Below are 20,876 nucleotides of genomic sequence, written 5' to 3' on the forward strand. Positions count from 1 at the left end.
GGGATCTCACTGCCCGAGATGGATTCCGGCCAAGAGCACGCCGGAATGACGATGGGAACTTTCGACCAGGCGGCTAGTCGGCGAAGGCGGCGCGGTGGGAGTCGCACCAGGTGGCGAAAGTTGTTGCTGGGCGGCCGAGTAGGTCTGCGACGGTGGTGGTGAGGGTGGCGACCGCGTCGGTGCGCAGGAGGGTGAAGCCTTCGAGGATGGCTTCGGCCAGGCGTGGGGGAGCGCCGTTGGGGTAGCGGGCGGCTACCGCCTCCTCGGGGGTGGCGGTCGGTCGGATCCGCAGGGGGCGTTGGAGGGTTCGGGAGAGGATTTCGACTTGGTCTGCGCAGGTGAGGAGTTCGGGGCCGGTGAGGTGGTAGGCCGTGTTTTCGTGGCCGGGGGTGGTCAGGCAGTGGGCGGCGACCGCGGCGATGTCGGCGGGGTCGATCGGGGCGTAGCGGCCGGGGCCGGAGGGGTCGAGGATCGGTTCGCCCGCGCGGAGGTTCGGGATCCATTCCAGGGCGTTGGACATGTAGCCGCCGGGGCGCAGGATCGTGAACGGGATTCCGCTGGCGCGCAGCAGTTCCTCGCGTTCGTGATGCCAGCTGCCCATGGCGGGGAGCGGCTCGACGAGGACGTGGGCCGAGGAGATGAGAACGATGCGGCCGACGCCTGCGCGCTCGGCGGCCTTCAAAGCGTTGCGGGTGTGGTCCATGCCGATGCCGGGGACCAGGAGGAACAGGGCCGAGACGCCGGTCATGGCCCGGTCGAGGGCGGCCGGGTCGTCCAGGTCGCCGAGGATTGGCCGGGCATGTGGCGGGAGGGTGGCCGCGCGGGCGGAATCGCGGACCAGGGCACGGAATTCGGTGCCGGTGGTGTCGAGGATGCGGGTGAGTTCGCGGCCGATGTTTCCGGTCGCGCCGGTGAACAGTAGCATGGGATCTCCAGATCGTTAGCCGTCTACCGAAAAACGTTAGACGGCTAACGATCAATGGTCAATACCCGTTCGCGCACTCTCGGAGGCACGGTGTCCGATTTCCTGGATCTGCACGGCCGCACGTCGAAAGCCTTGCGCGCCTTGGCTGATCGCGATATGCGCCGCCACGGCCTGCACCTCGGCCAGAATCATGTGCTGGCCGTGCTGTGGGAAAGCGACGGGCGCACGCCGGGGGAGATGGCCGCGGCGCTGGACGTCACTACGCCGACCGTCGTGAAGATGGCCACCCGTATGGCCGCCGCAGGGCTGCTCACCCGCCGCCGCGACGAGCACGACAACCGCCTGGTCCGGCTCTGGCTCACCGACCGCGGCCGGGAACTCCGGGGTCCCGTCGAGGCGGACCGGAAGGCGTTGTCGGACAAGCTCACCGCCGACCTCACCGGCGCCGAGCGTGCCCACCTCATGTCGGCGCTGACCAAGATTCAGCGCACCGCCGCCGGACTCCTGGGCGGTCCGCTCGACCACACCGATTCGATCCCGGATTGAGGCCGGGACGCCCGGCTACTTGGTGGGCAGCGCGTTCTGCAGCCCGCCGACCTCGGTGATCTTCCAGCCGGAATTGCGGTCGATGGTCATCGAATAGGTGACGGTGCTCTGGCTGCCGTCCGGGGTCTGCGCGCTGGTGGAGGTGACATTGAGGTAGGCGTTGACCTTGTAGATTCCACCGGCCTCGGAGGTCACCGCCGCCGAGAGCGGGGTGGCCTTGGAGGTCCACTGCAGGGGCAGCAGGATCCGTTCGAGTTGCGGTGCGGTGGCATCGAATTTGGCCGACAGTTGGGGTGTGGTGCCGGCTTGCAGGCGGCCGAGCCAGCCCTTCACGTCGTGGTAGTCGATGGTGGATGCGCCGAGGGCGTAGTCGGTGGCGATCTGTTCGGCGTGCCGGTTGTCGGCGGCGGTCGCATCGCGGTCCGACAGCTTCGACGAGGCCGAGGCGTACAGCACGCCGAACGTGATCGATACCGCCAGCAGCGCGGCGATCGTGGCGGCGACCAGGACGGTCGAGAGCCGAATCGACACGGTGAGTGCGGGTTTCGCGGTTTCGGACGACTTCTCCGGGGTCTTCGTGGTCGGTTCGATGGTGCTGGTCATGGCTGTCCTTTCGCCGAATCGGCTGGGGTGGCGGCTATTTGAGTCCGATTCGGAAATGCACCGCGCCGTCGTCGGCGACGCCGCGCAGGGCCTGGTCGATGAGCGCGCTGATATCGAGGGCGGGGGTGCGCTGCAGCGCGTCGCGCACCACGGGATCCAGGGCGGGCCCCAGCGGAGCCAGACTGGGGCCGATCTGCGCGATCAGGGAGTCCAGCGACTTCAGGAACGGAACCAGTCCGTCACCGGTGAAATACGAGTCCACCGGCCGACTTTCGGCCAGCGCGGCACCGTTGGCGACGATGTCGTTGAGGGTGACGCCGAATTGGCCGAGCGGAGGCCCGGCGGCGGCGAGTGAGGGGCCGAGCCAGTCCATATTGCTGCCCATCGCCTGCAGGTCGGTGAACAGCTGCCGGATGGCGGCGGTGCGGCTGAGCAGGGTGGCGGCCAGCAGATCGGTGGAACGCTGCAGCACCGCCACGGCCTGATCGGTCCCGGCCAAAGCGCGGTCGAAGGTGCCGACCAGGTGGCCGATCGACTCCGGATGCAATTGGTTCAGCAGATCCACCACCCGTGCCGCGAGATCGGTGACGGTGGTCGGAGCGTGTACCCGGTCGGCCGAGATGACCTGGCCGTCAGCCAAATACGGCCCCGCCGCCGACTTCGGCGCGAATTCCAGATACGGCTCGCCGAGCGCCGAGAGCTGTTCGATGCGCACCTCGCTGGCGATCGGGACGCGGTAGCGGTCGTCGATGCGCAATCGCAGCCGCACCCCGCGCGCCTGCTTGTCGACCGCCTCGGCGCGGCCGATCTGGATGCCGGTCAGCAGGACCGGCGAATTCACCCCGAGCCCACCCGAATTGTCCAGGCGCAGTTCGGCGGTGAAGTAGCCGCGCCGCGGATCGAGGTGCAGGACGCCGATGGTCATATAGGAGATGCCCAGCAGCAGCACCGCCGCGATGGCCGAGAACGACAGCAGCGTACGGATATTCATCGCACCGCTCCGATCATGCGCAGGGTGTCGACAATGCGTTCGGTGCGGTCCGCCGCCGACATGCCCGCGACAGTCACCCCGACCAGGTTCACCTTTGGTCCGCGTTCGGCGAACGGAACCAGCTTGTTCTGAATGAGATCGGTGAGCAGCTTCATGTTCGACGGCGAATCGCTGTCGAGCGGATGGCTGCCGAACAACATCGGCACCATCGCCCGCGCCGCGCCGTCCAGCGAACCGACCAGCAGGCCCAGCCAGCTGGCGGCCGGACCCAGCGGGCCGAGGGCGGTGAGCACGAAGATGACGCCGATCTCGGCATTGATGGCGTCGGTGGTGTGCTGGACGCCGTAGGGGGTGAGCAGGCCGTCGAGCATGGGCTCGTTCTTGGTGAGCCCCTCGTTCACCGTGGCCTGTAAGCCGTCCAGCAGGGCGTCGACCGAGGCGAGATGGTCACCGAGATCGGTGAAGTCGGCCCCCAGCACGCCGGCGATGCGCGCGGTGTCGGCCGGATCGCGCGGCATCACCCCGTTCATCTTGCGCACGATGTCCTGGAAGTCGGCGACCGCGCCGCTGCCGATGAACGTCGACAAACCGGCCAGCACATCCTCGATCGACGGTGAGCGGGTGGTGTCGGCGAGCGGGATGGTCGCACCCGGTTGTAGGTGCGCCGCAGCGGGTTTCGCGGGTCCGGACAGCGCGATGTGGACATCGCCGAGCGGAGTGTCCTGACGCAGCTCGGCGGTGGTGCCCACCGGCAGCCGCACCGAGGTGCGCACGGCGACATCGGCGATGGCGTAACCGGCCTTCGCGGGCCGATCGCCGTTCGCGGGCAGCGCGTCCACCAGGGTGACGTGGGTGAGCTGGCCGACCCGCACGCCGTCGGCGAGCACCTTCGCGCCTTGCGGCAGGTTGAGCACATCGGCGAATTCGATGTGCAGGGTGTAGGTGGGTCCCGAGACGCCCGAGCCGGGCACGGGGATGTCGCCGGGCTGCATATCGCAGGCGGTGGCGGCGAAAAGCAGGGTGAGACAGGTGATCACGTGCACTCCGGCACGACGCCAGGTCTTCATCGCGCGCTCACCGCCGCCAGCAATGCGGGTACCGCGGGCACGGTGACCACTCCGCCGTTCGTCTGACATCCCGTGCCGGTGAGGGCCTGGACCGCTGCGCACACCGCAACGGAATCGGCCTGCGCGAGCGCGAGTTTCGGTGGCGCGTACCCGATCGTGAACTGCCCGGTGTCCGGGTCGAGCGCGGTGGCGAAACCGGTCGCCACGGCCGGGGCCATGCCGATCACCTGGGTGAGCGAACCCACCCCCGCCGCGATCAGCCGGGAAAGGTTCGCGGCATCGATCTTCTTCAGCGCGGGCGCGGCCAGCATCATGATGGCGTCATTGGCCTGCGGCAGCACGTTCGTCAGCGCCGCCACCAGCTCGATGATGGGTGGGAAGGCCAGATTGACGATATCGGTGAACGCCTGCGGCAGACCGACGGACACCTCTTGCATATGCGGCCACCCATTGCGGGCGCGATGGGCGAGCTCGGTCAGCGCGTCCAGCAGCTTGCCGAGATGGCCGACGGCGGCGTCGGGTGCGGCGAGCGCCTTGGACAGCTGCTGGATCAGGCCATTGATCTCGTCGCCGGTGCCGCTGGTCGCGGCGTCGAGGGAGTCCAGGCCATTGGCGAGCGCGGTGCGCTGACCGGCGTCCCCGCTGCCGTTCAAACCGTCGACGAGGGCGGTGAGCGCGGCGAAGGTCTGCGTAAGACTCTTGGGCGTCAGGGTTTTGGTGATGCAGGTGCCCGGATCCCAGGCCGCGCCGATCGGTTCGGCCCCGATCAGGGTGAGGGTGCGGTCGGAGACGAGGGTGTCGCTCACGGTCACCGCGCCGACATCGGTCGGCAGCTTGCGGTCGGCCCGGACGGTGAAGCGCACCAGGGCCGTAGCGCCGTGGGGACTGATCTCGGTGACCCGGCCGACCGGTATGCCGAGAATGGCGACGGCGCTGCCCTTGTACAGGCCGATGGTGTCGGGCATCTCGGCGCAGTAGCCGCGCGTCGGCGGTTCGGGTTTGCTCAGGCGCAGGCCGATTCCGGCCGCCAGCACCAGGGTCAGCACCACCGTGATCGACATGAACCCGCGAGAGCCCAATACTCGCTTGAACATTCAGCATCCCCCTCCGGGCACGGGCACGCAGACCGAGGCGACCGGCACGGTCACACCCGACTGATCGACGCTCACCCCGCCGCCCGCGGGCAACAGCGGTTGCAGGCGCTGTTCCAGACCGCGGATCGAATCCAGCAGCGTGCCGAGCCGTTCGCCGAGTTCGCTCAACTGCGGGATGGCATCGGCCAGCGGCTGCGCGCGATCCTTCAGGCCGTTGTCCCAGGCCCGGCCCAGCGGGGTGAAATCGGTGGCCACGGCCGCCAGATCGCGCAGCGCCTGCGACACCACGACCTTGTTGTTGCGGATGAGCTCCTCGAGGGTGCCGAAGGTGTTCATCAGCGTGGCCAGCACATCGGAATTCGCATTGAGCGCCGAGAGATACTCGTCGGACATGGACATCGTTCGCGAGATGTCGGCGTTCTGCTTGTCCAGGATGCCGACCAGATCACCGGCCGCGCGCAGCACCGCGCGCACCGAATCCGGACTACCGGTGATCGATTGGGATACCGCGGCCATGTCCTGGCGCAGCATGCCGCCGTCGATCTTGGCGACCGGGTCGATGGCGTCCTGGAAGGCGCGGGTGAGGCTGTAGGGGAGTAGGACCCGATCCTGCGGAATCACCGTGTCGCCCAGTGGTTTCGTCCCGGTGGGGGAGAGCGCCAGGTAGTAGCCGCCGACCACGGTGAGCATGCGCACATCGAGGGTGCTCTGATCGCCGACGAAGGTGTCGGCATCGACGCTGAACTCCATGCGGACCCGATCCGCCAGCAGGGTCAGCGATTTCACCTTCCCCACCGGGATACCGGCCACCCGCACGTCGTCGCCGGTGCGGATCGTCCCGGCCTGAGACAGGTCGGCGCGGTAGGTGTGTTCGGGGGTGGTTCCGGTGGCGTACACCGCGCCGACGGCGATGACCAGCAGCACGACGACGGCCAATCCGGCTATGCCCCAGCGGATATCGTCGCGCGGTTCCGGATGGCTCGTCCGCTGCCGCCACGGTTTGAATGTCGGCCGCCACGCTCTCAGCTCTGGCCTCCGGAGTCTCAGTTCTGGCACAGCGTGATCCCCTGTCCGGCGATGAGCAGGCGCAGCGGCTCCGGCGCGGTGGCCGGGCCGTGCGAGCAGGTGAGTTCGGCGTCCGGACCGGTGCGCGGCACCGCGGCCGTCATGGCCTGGATCAGGCCCGGGAGTTGACCGAATACGGCCACCGCCTGCTGCGGATCCGGGAACGCCTGCTTCAGGACGGTGTCCAGGTCGCGGTCGCGGGCCCCGGTGACGCCGAGCGTGGTCAGCAGGTCCCGAAGCGGTTGCAGCACCGGCGGAATGGTGGCGGAGAAGGTGATCAGACCGGGCAGCTTGTCGCTGATGGTGACGAACAGGTCGGTCATATTGGTGAGCAGCTTGATGGCGTTGTTCGACCTGCCGCCCATGTGGTCGGAGATCTGCGACAGATTCGCGACCAGGGTGGACAGCACCGCCTGCCGATCGGTGGCGTAGTGGCTGAGCTTCTCGATACCGCCCAGCGCCGGGCCCAGGCCGGTGCCGTCGCCCTGGATCACCGCCAGCACGGAGGTCGCGAACTGGTTGAGGTCGTTCGGCTCCATCTGCGCCAGCACCGGTTGCAGACCCTTGAACAGCGTCGTGATGTCGAAGGCGGGCACGGTTTCCGCGGTGGTGAAGGTTTCTCCGGGGGAGCGGCGGCCCGCGGGCTGCCCGGGTTGCTCGAGGTCCAGATAGCGGAAGCCGGTGAGGTTCTGGAAGCGGACCGCGATCTTGGTATTGGCGAAGACCGGATGGTCACGGCTGACGGTGAACCGCACCCGGGCCAGAGTGCCCGACAGTCCCACCGTCTCGACCTTGCCGACCTGGACTCCGTACAGCCGCACATCATCGCCGGTCCTGACACCATTGGCATCGGTGAAAAGCGCTGTATAGGTGTCGGTTTCACCGCTCACCGGGCGCTCGACCACCCGGAACACGCCGATCAACACCAGCGTCATGACCGCGACCGCGGTGCCGACACGCAACAGCAGGGCGGGGGTTCTCATCGCTGTCCCTCCCCGGGGGTCTGACCGAGCCGGCCCGAAAGCGTTTGCGCCAGTGTGGGAACCAGCTCGATGGACGCATCGAGCACCGGCCCGTCCGGGCTGTCGTGGAAGGCCGCGCCCAGGCGGCCGAGCAATTCGGTGAGCTGCTGCGCCGAGCGCTCAGGCGTGCTCACCGAGGCGCTGATCCGATCCAGGATCAGACTGCCCATCGGCATCAACCCCTGGAAGTACTGCTGCGAGGTGCCGAGCATGGCGGTCGCCACCGGCAGCAGCTCGCTGGTGATCCGGTCGAACATCGAGCCGTAGTTCTTCACCTGCTCATCGGTCTTCAGGTGCTCGTTGGAGTAGGACGCCCACAGCACCGCCAGGCCGCCGGTCAGCATGGGCGGCAGCCCGGTCAGCGCGGACCCGTATCGGTCGAACAGCAGCGACGGCGGCAGCTGCTGGGTCTCGGCGAACGAGCGGGCGGTCGCGCCGATGGCCTGCAGCAGCGGGACGAAACCGTCGAGATCATGGGCGAATCGGCGCAACAGCTCGACCAGCTCGGGGGTCAGGACCTTGTCGGTGAGGGCGCCGGTCGACTTCAGCAGCGTGGCCAGGGTGGCGTCGCGAACCCGGGCGGAATCAGCGGTGAGGTCCACGGTCGTGCCATTGACCAGCGCCGACCCGCCCGCGCCCGAATGCAATTCGACCGAGCTGATCCCGAACAGGTTGCCGGGGGCGTAATCCAGCGCCAGCGCATCGGTCAGGCCGAACAACTGAGAACCACTGAGTTCCAGCGTCATTCGCTGTCGACCGACCCCGGAGGAGTCGATCGCGGTGACCGTGCCGACCCGCACACCGTCCAGGCGCACATCGGTCCCGGGCGCGACGCCCGCGCCGACCCGGCCGACCAGCAGGGCGACATGCAGCTCATCGGCGGGAGCGGATTCGGGCCAGGCGCGCCACCCGACAACGGTCAACAGCGCCAGTACCAGGGCGCAGACCCCGAGCACGCGTGCGCGACGCGGCCCCACTTCGGTTCCGGGCAGGGAGTATTCGGGCATGTCATCACCCCGTGAACGAGATCGGGGAGCGGAAGCCCCACAGCACGATGGTGGCCAGCATGTCCAGGGCGATGATCGCGACCAGGCTGGCGCGAATCGCCCGCCCCGACCCGATACCCACGCCCTCGGGGCCGCCGGTGGCGAAAAACCCCTGATAGCAATGGATCAGAACCACGGCCACCGCGAACACCATCACCTTGATGGTCGCGGCCACCACATCCCAGCCGGCCACGAACTGATCGAAATAGTGGTTGTAGGTGCCCGACGGGGTGCCGTGCACGGTCGTCACGATCAGCGCGCAGGAGGCATAGCTCAGGATCAGCGCCACCACGAAAGCCGGTGCCACCGCGATGATTCCGGCGATCACCCGGGTGGTGACCACGAACGGCACCGACCGGATGCCCAGCGACTCCAGGGCGTCGATCTCCTCCGAGATGCGCATGGAACCGATCTCGGCGGTCATCCGGCATCCGGCCTGCGCGGCGAACCCGATGCCCGCCGCGATCGGGGCCAGCTCCCGGGTCACGCCGAACGCCGAGATCAAACCGCTGAGCTGGCCCAGCGACAGCAGATTCAACGCGCTGAACGCCTCGATGCCGATGGACGCGCCCATGGCCGCACCCATCAGCAGCATGAGCGGCACCACGCCGCCGCCGATGATCACCGAACCGCGACCCCAGGTCATGTCCGTGATCACCGCCGCGGTCTGACGGCGGTAGTGGACCACGGTGTAGGGCACCGAGGACAGCACCTGCCACGCGAAACCTATGACGAATCCCAGGTTTTCGATCGGACCCATGGGACGCAGGCGACGGGTCCAGCCCAGCCCGGGCGGGGTGTAGGGGGCCGCCATCACGCCATCCGAACCGGGATGAACATGGTGACCACCTGGGTGATCGCGGTGTTCAACACCGTCACCGAGGCCACCGACATCACCACCGCGGCATTCACGCCGTCCGCGACCCCGCGCGGGCCGCCCTTGGCCTCGAGCCCGCGCTGACAGGCGATGACCACCACCAGGAATCCGAAGATCACCGATTTGATCAGCGACACCCAGATGTCGATGGGCATGGTGAACGAGCCGAACGACTGCCAGTACGAACCCGGCGTCACCCCCAGCGCCGTCACCGCCACCGCGAAACCGGAGGCGATGCCGATGAAGATGATCAGCACATTGAGCAGCGGCGCGACCAGCATCATGGCCGCGATGCGCGGAACCACCAGGCGCTGCACCGGATCCACGCCCATCACCCGCATGGCGTCGACCTCCTCGCGGATGGTGCGCGCCCCCAGATCCGCGGCGATCGCCGCCGCCCCGGCACCGCCCAGCAGCATGGCGGTGGCCAGCGGCGCGCCCTGTTTGATGACGCCCAGCCCGCCCGCCGCGCCGATCATGGAATCCGCGCCCAGCTGCGACACGATATTGCCGACCTGCGCAGAGACGATCACGCCGAACGGAATCGCCATCAGCACACTGGGAATCGCGGTGACCCGAATGAGAAACCAAGCCTGCGTGAGTGTTTCGTGCACCGGGAAGCGCATCCGGGTCAGATCCGCGCTGCCGATCCGAATCGCGTTCGCCGCCATGCGCAATGATCGGCCCAATGTCCCCAGGCTCGACAGCACCGTCTCGCCGAAATTCCGTCGTAGTACCTGTGCCCCGGACAATTCCGCGGCATCCGACCGATCCTCGATCTCAGTCGTCGACATCGAACCTCCTTGCGGCTCTTCGTCACTCCCCTGGACGATCACCCGCAGGTTCCGGCTGCCCCAACAGTCGTATGAATCCCACGCCGATCTTGGGGGCAGACGCTAACTGAGTGGAACAAGTTCTAGGCGCATTTTCGAAGAACTGCTATACGCATCCCCGGACATCCGGAGAAACGACGGCCGAGGCCCGGCTGTGTCGGAATCACATCATGTAACCGTGAATATCGGTGTAGGCCGTGCGGGTGCGTCGGGGCTCCGGGATTGCCGGGCTCGGGGGAACCGTGGGCGAGCGGTCCCGCGCTGACTAGAGTTGGGCGCATGATTACCGCGATTGTGCTGATCTCCGCCGAGGTGGATCGAATTCCCGAGACCGCGGAGGAGCTGGCCGACATCAAGGGTGTGGCCGAGGTCTACTCGTGCGCGGGAGACGTGGACCTGATCGCCGTGGTGAAGGTGCGCGACCACGAGGAGATCGCCGAGGTGGTGACCGGGCGGATCAACAAGACGCCCGGGGTGCTGCGGACCGCGACCCACATCGCGTTCAAGTCGTACTCGCGCGCCGATGTGGAAGCCGGATTCTCGATCGGCGAATAGCCGCTGGATCTCTCGGGCGGGCGATCGCCGGGGTCAGCGGGTCAGTACCGACGCGCCGAGGGCTGAGCCCGAATGGCCGGGCTCGATGGTGTGCGTGACGCCGCCCTTGCAGCCGGGGAACAGGTACACCCGGACCGGCGACGCGGTGCCGTTGTCGATGGTGAGCCGGCGCGGCACACTGCGGATGGTCAGGCAGTCGTCGGGGTTGCCGTAGTTGCGGCCGTCCACGATCAGGGATCCGGTCTGAGCGGTCTCCGCGCGTGCCGTGTGCGCCGCGGAGACCGGGATGCCCAGGCCCAGGAACACGACCACCAGGCCGGATAGCGCCACTCCGTATCGCATGACGAAACTGTAACGCCGAATTCTTTCCAGAGAGACCAGGAGGACTCATGTTCGTGAAGGTGTGTGGCCTGACCACCGAGGAACAGATCGACTGGGCTGTCGAACTCGGCTACTCCGCCATCGGCGTCATGGGCACGACCAAGAGCAAGCGCTATGTCGAACCGGCCCGGGCGCGGGAGCTGGCCGCGTACGCGCGCGGGAAGATCCCCAGTTTCGCGGTGGCCCTGGACGCGACCGAAATCGCCGACGTGATGGACGATTTCGATGTGGTTCAGCTCTACAAGTGGACCGACCTGCCGAATCTGGCCTACTGCTCGGCCGTCGAGCCCACGCCCGAGCAGAGCTACGAGTACTTCTTCTATGACGCCAGCGCCGGGTCCGGCGTCTTCGCCGAATTCCCGGACTGGGTCGACAAGGTCCCGGGCAAGCTCGTGCTGGCCGGTGGCCTCAGCGTCGCCAATGTCGCGGGCGTCATCGACGCCCATCGGCCCTACGGCGTCGACATCTCCAGCTCGGTCGAACTCGCGCCCGGCGTCAAGAGTTTCGACGCCATGCGCGACTTCATCCAGGCCACGAAGGGCTAGTTCGACCCGAGCTCGTTGGAGACGGTGACCCAGCGGTCCAGCAGGTTCGCCGCCGCACCGGAATCCACGGTCTCGGCGACCCGCTTCAACGCCACCGCCAGCTTGGCGTGCAGGTCGGACTCGACCTCCTCGGGGCGCAGATCGTAGGCCACCAGGGCGGCCGCGGAATTGAGCAGCACCGCATCGCGGACCGGGCCCGGATCACCGGCGAACATATTGCGGGCGATCACCGCGTTCATCTCCGCGTCGCCGCCCTTGAGCGCCGACGGATCCACCCGCTCGATGCCGAGTTCGGTTGGGTCGATGGTGGTTTCGTGCTGCAGGCCGCCCGCGACCACCCAGACGTCGGTGGTGTCGGCGGTGGTGATCTCGTCCAGGCCGTCATTGCCGCGCACCACCAGCGCCGAGGTGCCGCGCGCGGCGAACACGCCCGCGATCACCGGCACCAGATCGGCGAACGCGCAGCCGATCAGGCCCGAGGAGGGTTGGGCCGGATTGGTCAGCGGGCCCAGGATATTGAAGACCGTCGGAATGCCGATCTCACTGCGGGCCGGGCCCGCGTACCGCAGCGAGGGATGGAACACCGGCGCGAAGCAGAAGCCGATGCCGGTCTGCCGCACGCACTCGGCCACCGATTCCGGCCCCAGCGCGATCTTCACGCCGAGCGCCTCGAGGGTGTCCGCGCCGCCGCTCTTGGAGGTCGCCGCCCGGTTGCCGTGCTTGATCACCGGAATTCCGCTGGCCGCCACCACGATCGAGGACATGGTGGAGATGTTCACGCTGCCGGAGCGGTCGCCGCCGGTGCCGACGATGTCGATCGCGCCGCCCTCGTGCCGGACCCGGCGCGCGTGCGAGAGCATCCCGCTGGCCAGGCCGTTGAGCTCGGTCGGGGTCGGGCCCTTCATCTTCAGGGCCACGCCGAAGGCCGCGATCTGCGCGGAGGTGGCGTTATCGGTGAAGATCTCGTTCATCGCCCACGCGGCCTCGTCCTGGGACAGGTCGTTGCCGTCGGTGAGGATGCCGAGAACTTCTCGCCAGCTGCGCGCGCTCATTGCCTTCTCTTCCCGTTGCCGGTCCACGCCGGACACCAGTGTTTTCGTAAAGCCTAGTGTGCGGGGCTAGTTCTTATCGCCGGGACCGGCAGCGGGCTGCAGGGCATCCCAGCCCAGCACCGTGCCCTCGTGCCGGTGGGCGATGGCGGCCATGCGGGAACGCTCCTGGGAGCAGTGCAGGGCGTCGAGAACTTGCACTCGCTGCAAGACCAGCTGCGCGGGGTCGGAATCATCGACGGAGGCAGTGTTATAGCCGAGTTGTTCGGCCATGACTTGCACCGCATTCACCTGTGCGGCGGGGACCCGGAGGTGGTGGCGCAGGACCACCGGTTGGTCGGGGGACCAGTCCAGGGCCTTGCCGAGGGCGGCTGAACAGGCCTCCGCGTCATCGAAACTCGACGCGACCACCACCAGATCCGGGCGCGCCGGGTCCAGTTCCGTTGTCGCACTCCGACCGACCAGCTTCCGCCACCACGATTTGACACTCATAAGACCCTCTCAGCACGGCTCAGCTTCCTCTTACCTGCGCAATCTAGGCTCCACCGTGACACGCCGAGAGCCCCCGCGAGACGCTCGCTCGCCCTGGGCTTTACGACACGTACGACGAACTTTCCTACCCCGCTACACCTGTCGTACTACGACGAGTCATACTTACCGGCGTGACGACCGCAGTAGGGACCCCAGGATCGGCCATTACCCAGCGTGTGCATTCGCTGAACCGGCCCAACATGGTCAGCGTCGGTACCATCATCTGGCTGTCGAGCGAGCTGATGTTCTTCGCCGGCCTGTTCGCCATGTACTTCGTTGCTCGCGCGCAGGCGCACGGAAACTGGCCGCCGGAGCCGACCGAGCTGAACCTGAAGCTGGCCGTGCCGGTCACCCTGGTGCTGGTCGCTTCCTCCTTCACCTGCCAGATGGGCGTCTTCGCCGCCGAGCGCGGTGACGTGTTCGGCCTGCGCCGCTGGTACGTGCTGACCTTCCTGATGGGCGCGTTCTTCGTCGGCGGTCAGGCCACCGAGTACCACGCGCTGGTCACCGAGGGCACCTCGATCTCCAGCTCGGTGTACGGCTCGGTGTTCTACATCACCACCGGCTTCCACGGTCTGCACGTCATCGGCGGTCTCATCGCGTTCATCTTCCTGCTGGTGCGCACCAAGCTCAGCAAGTTCACCCCGGCCCAGGCCACCGCGGCGATCGTCGTGTCGTACTACTGGCACTTCGTCGACATCGTCTGGATCGCCCTGTTCGCGACGATCTACTTCGTCCGCTAACACCCGGACACGGCCGGTGCGGCAGCCCCGCGTCGGCAGCCAAAAACTTGTACAAGTCGGTTCCGTCTACTCCAAAGGGACACAGATGAGTTCATCTCCCCCGTCAGCGCCAGATCCCGAGGGGATCGGCCAGGCCACCAAGATCCGCAAGCAGCGCCGCACCCGGCGCAAGCTGGTCGGCGGTCTGGTCCTCCTGATGGGCCTCGTCGGAGCCGGCTTCGCGGCGTCGGCCCTGACCCCGCAGGCTCAGGTCGCGACCGCGCACGAGGACCAGTCCGCGCTGATCCGCGAGGGCAAGCAGATCTACGACACCTCCTGCGTCACCTGCCACGGTGCCAACCTGCAGGGCGTCCAGGATCGCGGCCCCAGCCTGATCGGCGTCGGTGAGGCCGCGGTCTACTTCCAGGTCTCCTCCGGCCGCATGCCCGCGGCCCGCAACGAGGCGCAGATCCAGCGCAAGCCCCCGAAGTTCGACGCGCACCAGACCGACGCGCTCGGCGCGTACGTCCAGTCCCAGGGCGGCGGTCCGACCGTGGTGCGCGACAGCAACGGTGAGATCGCGCAGGAGTCGATCATCGAGGACCGCGACCTCGGCCGCGGCGGCGAGCTGTTCCGCATGAACTGCGCCTCCTGCCACAACTTCACCGGCAAGGGTGGCGCGCTGTCGTCCGGCAAGTTCGCGCCCCCGCTGGAAGAGGCCAGCGAGCAGCAGATCTACCTGGCCATGCTCACCGGCCCGCAGAACATGCCCAAGTTCTCCGACCGGCAGCTGACGCCGGACGAGAAGAAGGACATCGTCGCCTACATCAAGGACCGCATGGAGACCAAGTCCGAGGGCGGCTACGGCCTCGGCGGCTTCGGTCCCGCGACCGAGGGCCTGGCCATCTGGGTCGTCGGCATCGTGGCCCTGGTCGGCTCCGCGATGTGGATCGGTTCCCGGTCATGAGTGAACAGGAGCGAAACAGCATGGGGGACAACCCCACCGAACCCACGGACGAGCAGCTCGACGCCATGTCGCGTGACGAGCTGGTCAAGCTCGGTACCGAGCTCGACGGCGTCGACGTCGCCTACCGCGCCCCCCGCTGGCCGGTCGAGGGCACCCGGGCCGAGAAGCGCGCCGAGCGCAAGGTGGCCTTGTGGTTCGGCATCTCCGCACTCGCGGGCGCCGCGCTCATCGGCATCTACCTGTTCTGGCCCTGGGAGTACAAGGGCCGGCACCAGGACGGGAACGCGCAGTACACGCTGACCACCCCGCTCTACGGCCTCACCCTCGGCATCGCCGTGCTGGCCGTCGGCATCGCGGTCGTGCTGATCCGCAAGCACTTCATCCCGGCCGAGATCTCCATCCAGGACCGCCACGACGGCGCGTCCTCGGAGGTCAACCGCCGCACCCTGGTCGCGCAGCTGCAGGACGCCGCGGAGACCTCCACCCTGGGCCGCCGCAAGCTCATCACCCGCACCGCGGGCCTGGGCGCCGGCCTGCTGGGTGTGGGCGCGCTGCTCGTCTTCGTCGGCGGCATGATCAAGAACCCGTGGGCCAAGGGCGACAAGTCGCCGCTGTGGGTCTCGGGCTGGACCCCGGACTACCCGGGCGAGACCGTCTTCCTGCGCCGCGACACCGGCCGTCCCGAGGACATCGTCCTGGTCAAGCCGGAGGATCTGGACGCGGGCGCCATGGAGACCGTCTTCCCGTGGAAGGAATCCTGGCGCGGTGACGAGCACAAGACGCTCGAGTCGCTGCGCGGTATCCGCAACGCGGTCATGCTGATTCGCCTGCGTACCCACGACGCCGAGCACGCCATCAAGCGCAAGGGCCAGGAGAGCTTCAACTACGGCGACTACTTCGCCTACTCGAAGATCTGCACCCACCTCGGCTGCCCCACCTCGCTGTTCGAGCAGCAGACCAACCGGATCCTGTGCCCCTGCCACCAGTCGCAGTTCTCCGCGACCGAATGGGGTAAGCCGGTCTTCGGTCCGGCCGCGCGTGCGCTGCCGCAGCTGCCGATCACCGTCAACGCCGATGGCTACCTGGTCGCCCAGCACGACTTCATCGAGCCCCTCGGCCCGGCCTACTGGGAGCGTCGTTCATGAGCCCGAGCAAAGCGGCCGTACAGGCCAACGAAATGGACGAGCGCTACCACCTGGCCGCGTTCGCCAAGCGATCGATCAACAAGGTCTTCCCGACCCACTGGTCCTTCCTGCTGGGTGAGATCGCGCTGTACGCGTTCATCATCCTGCTGCTGTCGGGTGTCTACCTGACGCTGTACTTCGACCCGTCCATGTCGGAGACCGTCTACCAGGGCGCCTACCAGCCCCTGCGCGGTGTCACCATGTCGCGGGCCTACGAGACCGCGCTGAACATCTCCTTCGAGGTGCGCGGCGGTCTGTTCGTGCGCCAGGTGCACCACTGGGCCGCACTGCTTTTCGCGTCGTCGATCATCATCCACCTGTTCCGCATCTTCTTCACCGGCGCGTTCCGCAAGCCGCGTGAGGCGAACTGGGTGATCGGCTCGCTGCTGCTGATCCTGGCCATGTTCGAGGGCTTCTTCGGCTACTCGATCCCGGACGACCTGCTCTCCGGCACCGGTCTGCGCGCCGCCTTCGGTGGTATCACCATGGGCGTGCCGGTCATCGGCACCTGGATGCACTGGCTGATCTTCGGCGGTGACTTCCCGGGCACCATCATCATTCCGCGCCTCTACATCGCGCACGTGCTGCTGCTGCCGGGCATCATCCTGGCCCTGATCGCCGCCCACGTGGCGCTGGTCTGGTACCAGAAGCACACCCAGTTCCCCGGACCGGGCCGCACCGAGAAGAACGTCGTCGGCGCCCGCATCATCCCGGTGTTCGCCGCCGACCAGGGCGCGTTCTTCGCGTTCACCCTCGGCATCGTCGCGATCATGGGTGGCGTCTTCCAGATCAACCCGATCTGGAACCTGGGTCCCTACAACCCGTCTCAGGTCTCCGCGGGTTCGCAGCCGGACTTCTACATGATGTGGACCGACGGCATGGCGCGTCTCATGCCGCCGTGGGAGCTGTACCTGGGCCGCTACACGGTCCCGGCGCCGTTCTGGGTCGCCCTGATCATGGGCCTGGTGTTCACCGTGCTGATCGCCTACCCGTGGATCGAGAAGCGCCTCACCGGCGACACCGCCCGCCACAACCTGCTGCAGCGTCCGCGCGACGTGCCGGTCCGCACCGCCATCGGTGCCATGGCCATCGCGTTCTACATGGTGCTGACGCTGGCGTGTGTCAACGACATCATCTCGCTGAAGTTCGACATCTCGCTGAACGCGACCACGTGGTTCTTCCGCATCGCGCTGCTGGTGGCCCCGCCGATCGCGTACTTCGCGGCCTACCGGTTCTGCATCGGCCTGCAGCGCAGCGACCGCGCGGTGCTCGAGCACGGCATCGAAACCGGTGTCATCAAGCGCCTTCCGCACGGTGAGTACATCGAGGTCCACCAGCCCCTCGGCCCGGTCGATTCGCACGGCCACCCGATCCCGCTGGAATACCAGGGCGCCCCGGTGCCCAAGAAGATGTCCAAGCTGGGCTCCGCCGGCAAGCCCGGCACGGGTTCGTTCCTCCGCGCCGACCCCGCCTCGGAGCAGGAGCAGAACGTGGCCCTGGGCCACGAGGAGGAGCACGCCATGCTCCACGCCCTCGAATCGGCCCAGAACGCCGCCAAGGGCGGCCAGTCCGATCACTGATCGAACGTCACCAGGCAAGGCCCCGAGTCGAATTCGACTCGGGGCCTTGCCCGTTTCCGGGCGGGTACGACGGCCTTCTCAGGGGCGGGGAGTGACGGCATGACGGGGATCGACGGGCGCCGTTGCCGCCTTCATGGCGTCGAGGGCGCCGGAGAGAACGCGACGCTGAGTCGCGGCGATGTGCGCGTCGGTGCCGAGTCTGCCGTTGCGGCGCAAGAGCTCCCGGGCCCGGGCGAGCCGGCGTAGCGACAGGATCAGGGGATGGTTGCGGGGCGGGACGCCGTCGGGGTCTGCGTAGGCGGTGACGATGCGGCCGGTGCCGCCCCAGACCAGGGTGGAGACGAGCGGGCGCAGGACCGGGGCGGTGAAACGCCGGAGCGGTTGTGGGAGCACGCGTTCGGGGCGCAGGCCGCCGCGCAGCAGGGCGCGGGTCAGGATCTCGGTGTCCTGGTCGGGCGGGGCGAAGACGATGGTCGCGGCGCGGGTGATGTTCCCGGCGTCCTCGACCGAATGCGCGAGCAGCTCGTCGGGGACGCCCATGAGAAAGCCGATCCAGCACCACAGTTGACGCATGGCCTCCACATCGTCGGCGCTGAACGGTATGTCGAACGCCTCGTACATGGATAAGGGCATGAGCAGGAAGGCGTTCGCGGTGACGGCCATGCCGGTGGTGTGGATCGGATCGCCCCAGACGGTGCGGTTCCACTTGCCGCCGGTGCGCAGTTGACGGCGGACCATGGCATGTACGAAGCGGATTCGGATGGTGGTGTCGAAACCGGTGCCGCCGGGGATCAGCATGCCGGGATCGGTGGCGGCCAGAACCCAGCGGGAGGTCTCCTCGTAGCGGCGAGCGGCCATGGTCTCCGAACGGGAATTCATGGCCTGCGGTTTGTTGAGGTCACCGAAGCGGTAGGCAGTCATCAGGGTTCCACCCAGGCCGATGATGACGGCCGGAGCGAAACGCCACCACAACTCCGCGCCGCGCCGGATCTGGACCGGATCGAACCAGTCCGGCAGATTCATCAAGGGGGTCAAGAGGTCTCGGAGTGAGTCCGGCGCGCCGGTCGGGCACGGATCACCATGGCGCAGGGCCTCACCGAGAAGTCGCCAGCCGGTGCCGGGACCGAGATTCTCGAAATCCTCGACGACCGCATCGATCACGGTGTCGGTCCGGAACATCCCCCGGACCACCCGATCCACCGCGTCCTCCGGGACACGTCGGCGTGCTCGGTCGATACGCTCGGCGCGGGCGGGGTCGAATGGAATTGTCGCGGCGATCATGGGTTCCCCTCTCCTCGAAGTGGCCTGCTGGTGGAGGTCGGTGACGGCGATGTACCCGCCGACGTGCGCCCGTTCCTCCTGGTCCGCGACCTGGTCTCAGGCTTCCGTGCGGCATCGCTGCTGCTCTCACCCGCGGTGCTGGAACTTGTCGAGGCCATGACCGAACCGGTCCGGCTCGAACTGACCGATACCGAGGAAGTCGACTACCTCACCGCCGCCCGAGCCCTGGTCGGGTCGTACGGCATCGACATAACAATCGAATTCGGTGCGTCCCGGAACGCTTTCACCATTCCGAGCATGTTCCTCGACCGCGCCACCCCGGCCCCCGACCCTGACACCGCCGCCCAGTGCGTCCACCAGTGCGAGACCCTGCTCGACGAACGCGTCCGCTTCACCGGCGCGGCCGCCCAGGTACGGCATCGGTTGCTGCGGAACCCGCCGACATGCCGACCTTGACCGAAATGGCTCGCGAACTGGCAATGTCAGAGCGCACCCTGCACCGCCGCCTGGCCGAGGAAGGCACGACCTTCCGCGCAGTCGTCGACCAGACCCGCCAACTTCTCGCCGAGGAACTCCTCGCCCAAGGTCTCACCGTCGAAGCGGTGTCCCGCCGCCTCGGCTACTCCGACACCGCCGCATTCAGCCACGCCTACCGCCGCTGGCACGGCCGCCCACCTGGCCGGAGCCAACAACGTGCGCGCTAGCCGGCTGGGTTCGACTCGGGGCCTTCGTTGTTCTCGCCTGGGCGATTATGTGCTGCAATGATGGTCCGCATGAGTGCTCCCGACGAACGAGACATTCTGCGCGTGACGGCTGAGCAGTTCGCCGACGGAGCGACGGCCGGGCTCGGCGATATCGAGATCGTGGACGGTCGTGTTGTCCGGATGATGGCTCAGAGTCCGCTGCACAGCCGGGTAGTACGGCGCTTGGCGGGACTGCTCGAGGCAGCGCGCCGCGAGGGTGGGCCGTGCATGGTGGTCGACTCCGACGTTGCTGCCCGATTCGCTGACGCCGAGACGGCCGCGGTGGATCGGCGACTGAACATTCGTTACCCCGACATCTGGATCCGCGACTGCGAGCCGTACGACGTCAATACCGTTCGCGATCATCTCCTGCTTATTCTCGAGGTGACCTCGGAATCGACTATCGACACCGACATCAACGAGAAGCGAATCCAGTACGCGGCGGCGGGGGTTCCTCGCTATCTGATCGTCCGTCTGGACCAGAAGGAAGATCGGATCGAGGAGATCGAGGAGTATCGCCTCGATTGGTCCGGTCGCCGTTACCGCGCCCATGACGTCCACCGTCGCGTGCTGCTGCTCGATGAACCCGTGGAGGCGACCATTCCGTTCGACGTCCTGGAACAGGCTTAGCGACTACCTCTGGGACGCGGCCGGATTCGGTTTGGTCCAGATCAAGGAGTAGCGCCATAGGAGGTGGCGGCGGTAGTGGACGCCGGGGAGGATCGACTCTGCTGTGCGGCGGGCCTCGCGGTAGGTCTGGGGTGGGGGCCAGACGACCGGGGAGGGGTGGGCCCATTGGGCGCGGAAGAGGCGGTCCTTGAAGCTGGTGAGGAGGGCGGCGGCTTCCCAGGGGAGATCCGCCGGGAGGGCGCTGCGGGCCATGCTGATGACGGCCAGGGTGCCGCCGGGGCGGAGGAGGTCGCGCATGCGGGTGAGGGCCTTGGTGGTGTCCATGTGGTGGAGGGCGGCGATGGAGACGATGCCGTCGAAGGAGGCCGGTTCGAAGGGGTACTCGAGGAAATCCGCCTGGAGGTAGGTGATGTCGCCCGGCGCCGATTGCTCGCGCGCCAGTTCGATGCTCGCCGGATCCGGATCGATGCCGGTCACTTCGGCGCCGGTGCGCCGAATCCGCCTGGCCAGCATGCCTTCCCCGCAGCCGACGTCCAGCACCTCGCGGGCGCCCGCGACCGCCGCGGCGAGCCGCGAGTGGTACTCGATGTTGTGGTTCCAGCGTTCGACGTCGGGAACGTACATGCCGCCATTCTGGCA

General features: G+C 67.6%; 25 protein-coding genes. 10 read left to right on the top strand and 15 right to left on the bottom strand.

The window, feature by feature from the left end:
* Window positions 1-73 precede the first annotated feature (73 nt).
* Window positions 74-925, bottom strand: a complete 852-nt coding sequence (locus ON43_RS11700; RefSeq protein WP_040806800.1) for an NAD(P)H-binding protein — start codon at window positions 923-925, stop codon at window positions 74-76.
* 90 nt (window positions 926-1,015) lie between these two features.
* Here ON43_RS11700 and ON43_RS11705 point away from each other — a divergent pair, with 90 nt between their 5' ends.
* Complete coding sequence (locus ON43_RS11705) at window positions 1,016-1,471, top strand: MarR family winged helix-turn-helix transcriptional regulator (RefSeq protein ID WP_040806861.1); 456 nt, start codon at window positions 1,016-1,018, stop codon at window positions 1,469-1,471.
* Between the two features lie 15 nt (window positions 1,472-1,486).
* Here ON43_RS11705 and ON43_RS11710 read toward each other — a convergent pair whose 3' ends face one another.
* From ON43_RS11710 to ON43_RS11750, 9 genes are read right to left on the bottom strand one after another with little or no spacing between them, the layout of a single operon-like run.
* Window positions 1,487-2,074, bottom strand: a complete 588-nt coding sequence (locus ON43_RS11710) for a hypothetical protein (RefSeq protein WP_040806802.1) — start codon at window positions 2,072-2,074, stop codon at window positions 1,487-1,489.
* A 34-nt stretch (window positions 2,075-2,108) separates the two neighbouring features.
* A complete protein-coding gene (locus tag ON43_RS11715) occupies window positions 2,109-3,065 on the bottom strand; it encodes an MlaD family protein (RefSeq protein ID WP_040806805.1) in 957 nt (318 codons plus the stop codon).
* The gene (locus ON43_RS11720) at window positions 3,062-4,132 is read right to left on the bottom strand and encodes an MlaD family protein (RefSeq protein WP_245568548.1); all 1,071 of its coding nucleotides are present in this window, start codon (window positions 4,130-4,132) and stop codon (window positions 3,062-3,064) included. The genes ON43_RS11715 and ON43_RS11720 overlap by 4 nt, the downstream gene beginning before the upstream one ends.
* On the bottom strand, window positions 4,129-5,226 hold the full coding sequence (locus ON43_RS11725) for an MlaD family protein (RefSeq protein ID WP_040806808.1): 1,098 nt from the start codon (window positions 5,224-5,226) through the stop codon (window positions 4,129-4,131). The genes ON43_RS11720 and ON43_RS11725 overlap by 4 nt, the downstream gene beginning before the upstream one ends.
* Window positions 5,227-6,282 (bottom strand): MlaD family protein, encoded by a 1,056-nt coding sequence (locus tag ON43_RS11730; protein WP_245568549.1) that lies wholly within the window; start codon window positions 6,280-6,282, stop codon window positions 5,227-5,229.
* Window positions 6,270-7,274, bottom strand: a complete 1,005-nt coding sequence (locus ON43_RS11735) for an MlaD family protein (protein WP_040806811.1) — start codon at window positions 7,272-7,274, stop codon at window positions 6,270-6,272. Before ON43_RS11735 ends, ON43_RS11730 begins: the two co-directional genes overlap by 13 nt.
* On the bottom strand, window positions 7,271-8,320 hold the full coding sequence (locus tag ON43_RS42400) for an MlaD family protein (protein ID WP_051178293.1): 1,050 nt from the start codon (window positions 8,318-8,320) through the stop codon (window positions 7,271-7,273). The genes ON43_RS11735 and ON43_RS42400 overlap by 4 nt, the downstream gene beginning before the upstream one ends.
* A gap of 4 nt (window positions 8,321-8,324) precedes the next feature.
* The gene (locus ON43_RS11745; RefSeq protein WP_373283438.1) at window positions 8,325-9,176 is read right to left on the bottom strand and encodes an ABC transporter permease; all 852 of its coding nucleotides are present in this window, start codon (window positions 9,174-9,176) and stop codon (window positions 8,325-8,327) included.
* Complete coding sequence (locus tag ON43_RS11750) at window positions 9,173-10,030, bottom strand: MlaE family ABC transporter permease (RefSeq protein ID WP_040806817.1); 858 nt, start codon at window positions 10,028-10,030, stop codon at window positions 9,173-9,175. The genes ON43_RS11745 and ON43_RS11750 overlap by 4 nt, the downstream gene beginning before the upstream one ends.
* Before the next feature lie 318 nt (window positions 10,031-10,348).
* Between ON43_RS11750 and ON43_RS11755 the strand changes: the two genes are divergently transcribed.
* Window positions 10,349-10,624: an Lrp/AsnC family transcriptional regulator gene (locus ON43_RS11755; RefSeq protein ID WP_040806820.1), complete on the top strand. Its 276-nt coding sequence runs from the start codon at window positions 10,349-10,351 to the stop codon at window positions 10,622-10,624.
* A 33-nt stretch (window positions 10,625-10,657) separates the two neighbouring features.
* On the opposite strand, the gene ON43_RS11760 is transcribed toward ON43_RS11755, so the two are convergent.
* On the bottom strand, window positions 10,658-10,966 hold the full coding sequence (locus ON43_RS11760; protein WP_040806822.1) for a hypothetical protein: 309 nt from the start codon (window positions 10,964-10,966) through the stop codon (window positions 10,658-10,660).
* Window positions 10,967-11,013: 47 nt separating this feature from the next.
* On the opposite strand from ON43_RS11760, the gene trpF reads away from it, so the two are divergent.
* Window positions 11,014-11,550: a phosphoribosylanthranilate isomerase gene (trpF, locus tag ON43_RS11765; protein WP_040806824.1), complete on the top strand. Its 537-nt coding sequence runs from the start codon at window positions 11,014-11,016 to the stop codon at window positions 11,548-11,550.
* On the opposite strand, the gene trpD is transcribed toward trpF, so the two are convergent.
* Together trpD and ON43_RS11775 are read right to left on the bottom strand one after the other, a co-directional pair.
* Window positions 11,547-12,602, bottom strand: a complete 1,056-nt coding sequence (gene trpD / locus ON43_RS11770; RefSeq protein WP_040806825.1) for an anthranilate phosphoribosyltransferase — start codon at window positions 12,600-12,602, stop codon at window positions 11,547-11,549. The genes trpF and trpD overlap by 4 nt on opposite strands.
* 66 nt (window positions 12,603-12,668) lie before the next feature.
* On the bottom strand, window positions 12,669-13,091 hold the full coding sequence (locus tag ON43_RS11775) for a hypothetical protein (protein WP_040806826.1): 423 nt from the start codon (window positions 13,089-13,091) through the stop codon (window positions 12,669-12,671).
* 170 nt (window positions 13,092-13,261) lie between these two features.
* Here ON43_RS11775 and ctaE point away from each other — a divergent pair, with 170 nt between their 5' ends.
* The 4 genes from ctaE (at window position 13,262) to qcrB (ending at window position 17,583) form a co-directional block, all read left to right on the top strand.
* On the top strand, window positions 13,262-13,873 hold the full coding sequence (gene ctaE / locus ON43_RS11780) for an aa3-type cytochrome oxidase subunit III (RefSeq protein WP_040806827.1): 612 nt from the start codon (window positions 13,262-13,264) through the stop codon (window positions 13,871-13,873).
* Between the two features lie 85 nt (window positions 13,874-13,958).
* Window positions 13,959-14,819, top strand: coding sequence for a cytochrome bc1 complex diheme cytochrome c subunit (gene qcrC / locus ON43_RS11785; RefSeq protein ID WP_040806829.1), 861 nt, complete (start codon window positions 13,959-13,961; stop codon window positions 14,817-14,819).
* Window positions 14,816-15,964, top strand: coding sequence for a cytochrome bc1 complex Rieske iron-sulfur subunit (qcrA, locus tag ON43_RS11790; protein ID WP_040806831.1), 1,149 nt, complete (start codon window positions 14,816-14,818; stop codon window positions 15,962-15,964). Before qcrC ends, qcrA begins: the two co-directional genes overlap by 4 nt.
* Window positions 15,961-17,583, top strand: a complete 1,623-nt coding sequence (qcrB, locus tag ON43_RS11795; RefSeq protein ID WP_040806833.1) for a cytochrome bc1 complex cytochrome b subunit — start codon at window positions 15,961-15,963, stop codon at window positions 17,581-17,583. Before qcrA ends, qcrB begins: the two co-directional genes overlap by 4 nt.
* Window positions 17,584-17,661: 78 nt before the next feature.
* On the opposite strand, the gene ON43_RS11800 is transcribed toward qcrB, so the two are convergent.
* Window positions 17,662-18,864 carry an oxygenase MpaB family protein gene (locus ON43_RS11800; protein ID WP_040806836.1) on the bottom strand — a complete coding sequence of 401 codons (1,203 nt, stop codon included), beginning with the start codon at window positions 18,862-18,864 and terminating at the stop codon, window positions 17,662-17,664.
* Window positions 18,865-18,894: 30 nt separating this feature from the next.
* On the opposite strand from ON43_RS11800, the gene ON43_RS42405 reads away from it, so the two are divergent.
* The 3 genes from ON43_RS42405 to ON43_RS11810 all read left to right on the top strand — a co-directional run bounded on the left by ON43_RS42405 (window position 18,895) and on the right by ON43_RS11810 (window position 20,237).
* Window positions 18,895-19,320, top strand: coding sequence for a hypothetical protein (locus ON43_RS42405; RefSeq protein ID WP_051178295.1), 426 nt, complete (start codon window positions 18,895-18,897; stop codon window positions 19,318-19,320).
* A complete protein-coding gene (locus tag ON43_RS42410; protein ID WP_051178296.1) occupies window positions 19,308-19,568 on the top strand; it encodes a helix-turn-helix transcriptional regulator in 261 nt (86 codons plus the stop codon). Before ON43_RS42405 ends, ON43_RS42410 begins: the two co-directional genes overlap by 13 nt.
* A gap of 69 nt (window positions 19,569-19,637) precedes the next feature.
* Window positions 19,638-20,237: a Uma2 family endonuclease gene (locus ON43_RS11810; protein ID WP_040806871.1), complete on the top strand. Its 600-nt coding sequence runs from the start codon at window positions 19,638-19,640 to the stop codon at window positions 20,235-20,237.
* A 3-nt stretch (window positions 20,238-20,240) separates the two neighbouring features.
* On the opposite strand, the gene ON43_RS11815 is transcribed toward ON43_RS11810, so the two are convergent.
* Window positions 20,241-20,861, bottom strand: coding sequence for a class I SAM-dependent methyltransferase (locus ON43_RS11815; RefSeq protein WP_040806874.1), 621 nt, complete (start codon window positions 20,859-20,861; stop codon window positions 20,241-20,243).
* Window positions 20,862-20,876 lie beyond the last annotated feature (15 nt).

This window comes from Nocardia concava NBRC 100430 (assembly GCF_000308815.1).
GTDB classification, from domain to species: domain Bacteria; phylum Actinomycetota; class Actinomycetes; order Mycobacteriales; family Mycobacteriaceae; genus Nocardia; species Nocardia concava.

What these genes read in the sequence shown, in the direction of transcription:
- qcrC (WP_040806829.1), top strand. Translation starts at nt 13,959, where the DNA reads ATGAGTTCATCTCCCCCGTCAGCGCCAGATCCCGAGGGGATCGGCCAG.
- ON43_RS11760 (WP_040806822.1), bottom strand. Translation starts at nt 10,966, where the DNA reads ATGCGATACGGAGTGGCGCTATCCGGCCTGGTGGTCGTGTTCCTGGGC.
- qcrB (WP_040806833.1), top strand. Translation starts at nt 15,961, where the DNA reads ATGAGCCCGAGCAAAGCGGCCGTACAGGCCAACGAAATGGACGAGCGC.
- ON43_RS11755 (WP_040806820.1), top strand. Translation starts at nt 10,349, where the DNA reads ATGATTACCGCGATTGTGCTGATCTCCGCCGAGGTGGATCGAATTCCC.
- ON43_RS42410 (WP_051178296.1), top strand. Translation starts at nt 19,308, where the DNA reads ATGCCGACCTTGACCGAAATGGCTCGCGAACTGGCAATGTCAGAGCGC.
- ON43_RS11710 (WP_040806802.1), bottom strand. Translation starts at nt 2,074, where the DNA reads ATGACCAGCACCATCGAACCGACCACGAAGACCCCGGAGAAGTCGTCC.
- ON43_RS11815 (WP_040806874.1), bottom strand. Translation starts at nt 20,861, where the DNA reads ATGTACGTTCCCGACGTCGAACGCTGGAACCACAACATCGAGTACCAC.
- ON43_RS11725 (WP_040806808.1), bottom strand. Translation starts at nt 5,226, where the DNA reads ATGTTCAAGCGAGTATTGGGCTCTCGCGGGTTCATGTCGATCACGGTG.
- ON43_RS11715 (WP_040806805.1), bottom strand. Translation starts at nt 3,065, where the DNA reads ATGAATATCCGTACGCTGCTGTCGTTCTCGGCCATCGCGGCGGTGCTG.
- ON43_RS11800 (WP_040806836.1), bottom strand. Translation starts at nt 18,864, where the DNA reads ATGATCGCCGCGACAATTCCATTCGACCCCGCCCGCGCCGAGCGTATC.
- ON43_RS11750 (WP_040806817.1), bottom strand. Translation starts at nt 10,030, where the DNA reads ATGTCGACGACTGAGATCGAGGATCGGTCGGATGCCGCGGAATTGTCC.
- ON43_RS11700 (WP_040806800.1), bottom strand. Translation starts at nt 925, where the DNA reads ATGCTACTGTTCACCGGCGCGACCGGAAACATCGGCCGCGAACTCACC.
- ON43_RS42400 (WP_051178293.1), bottom strand. Translation starts at nt 8,320, where the DNA reads ATGCCCGAATACTCCCTGCCCGGAACCGAAGTGGGGCCGCGTCGCGCA.
- ON43_RS11735 (WP_040806811.1), bottom strand. Translation starts at nt 7,274, where the DNA reads ATGAGAACCCCCGCCCTGCTGTTGCGTGTCGGCACCGCGGTCGCGGTC.
- trpF (WP_040806824.1), top strand. Translation starts at nt 11,014, where the DNA reads ATGTTCGTGAAGGTGTGTGGCCTGACCACCGAGGAACAGATCGACTGG.
- trpD (WP_040806825.1), bottom strand. Translation starts at nt 12,602, where the DNA reads ATGAGCGCGCGCAGCTGGCGAGAAGTTCTCGGCATCCTCACCGACGGC.
- qcrA (WP_040806831.1), top strand. Translation starts at nt 14,816, where the DNA reads ATGAGTGAACAGGAGCGAAACAGCATGGGGGACAACCCCACCGAACCC.
- ON43_RS11775 (WP_040806826.1), bottom strand. Translation starts at nt 13,091, where the DNA reads ATGAGTGTCAAATCGTGGTGGCGGAAGCTGGTCGGTCGGAGTGCGACA.
- ON43_RS11720 (WP_245568548.1), bottom strand. Translation starts at nt 4,132, where the DNA reads ATGAAGACCTGGCGTCGTGCCGGAGTGCACGTGATCACCTGTCTCACC.
- ON43_RS11810 (WP_040806871.1), top strand. Translation starts at nt 19,638, where the DNA reads ATGAGTGCTCCCGACGAACGAGACATTCTGCGCGTGACGGCTGAGCAG.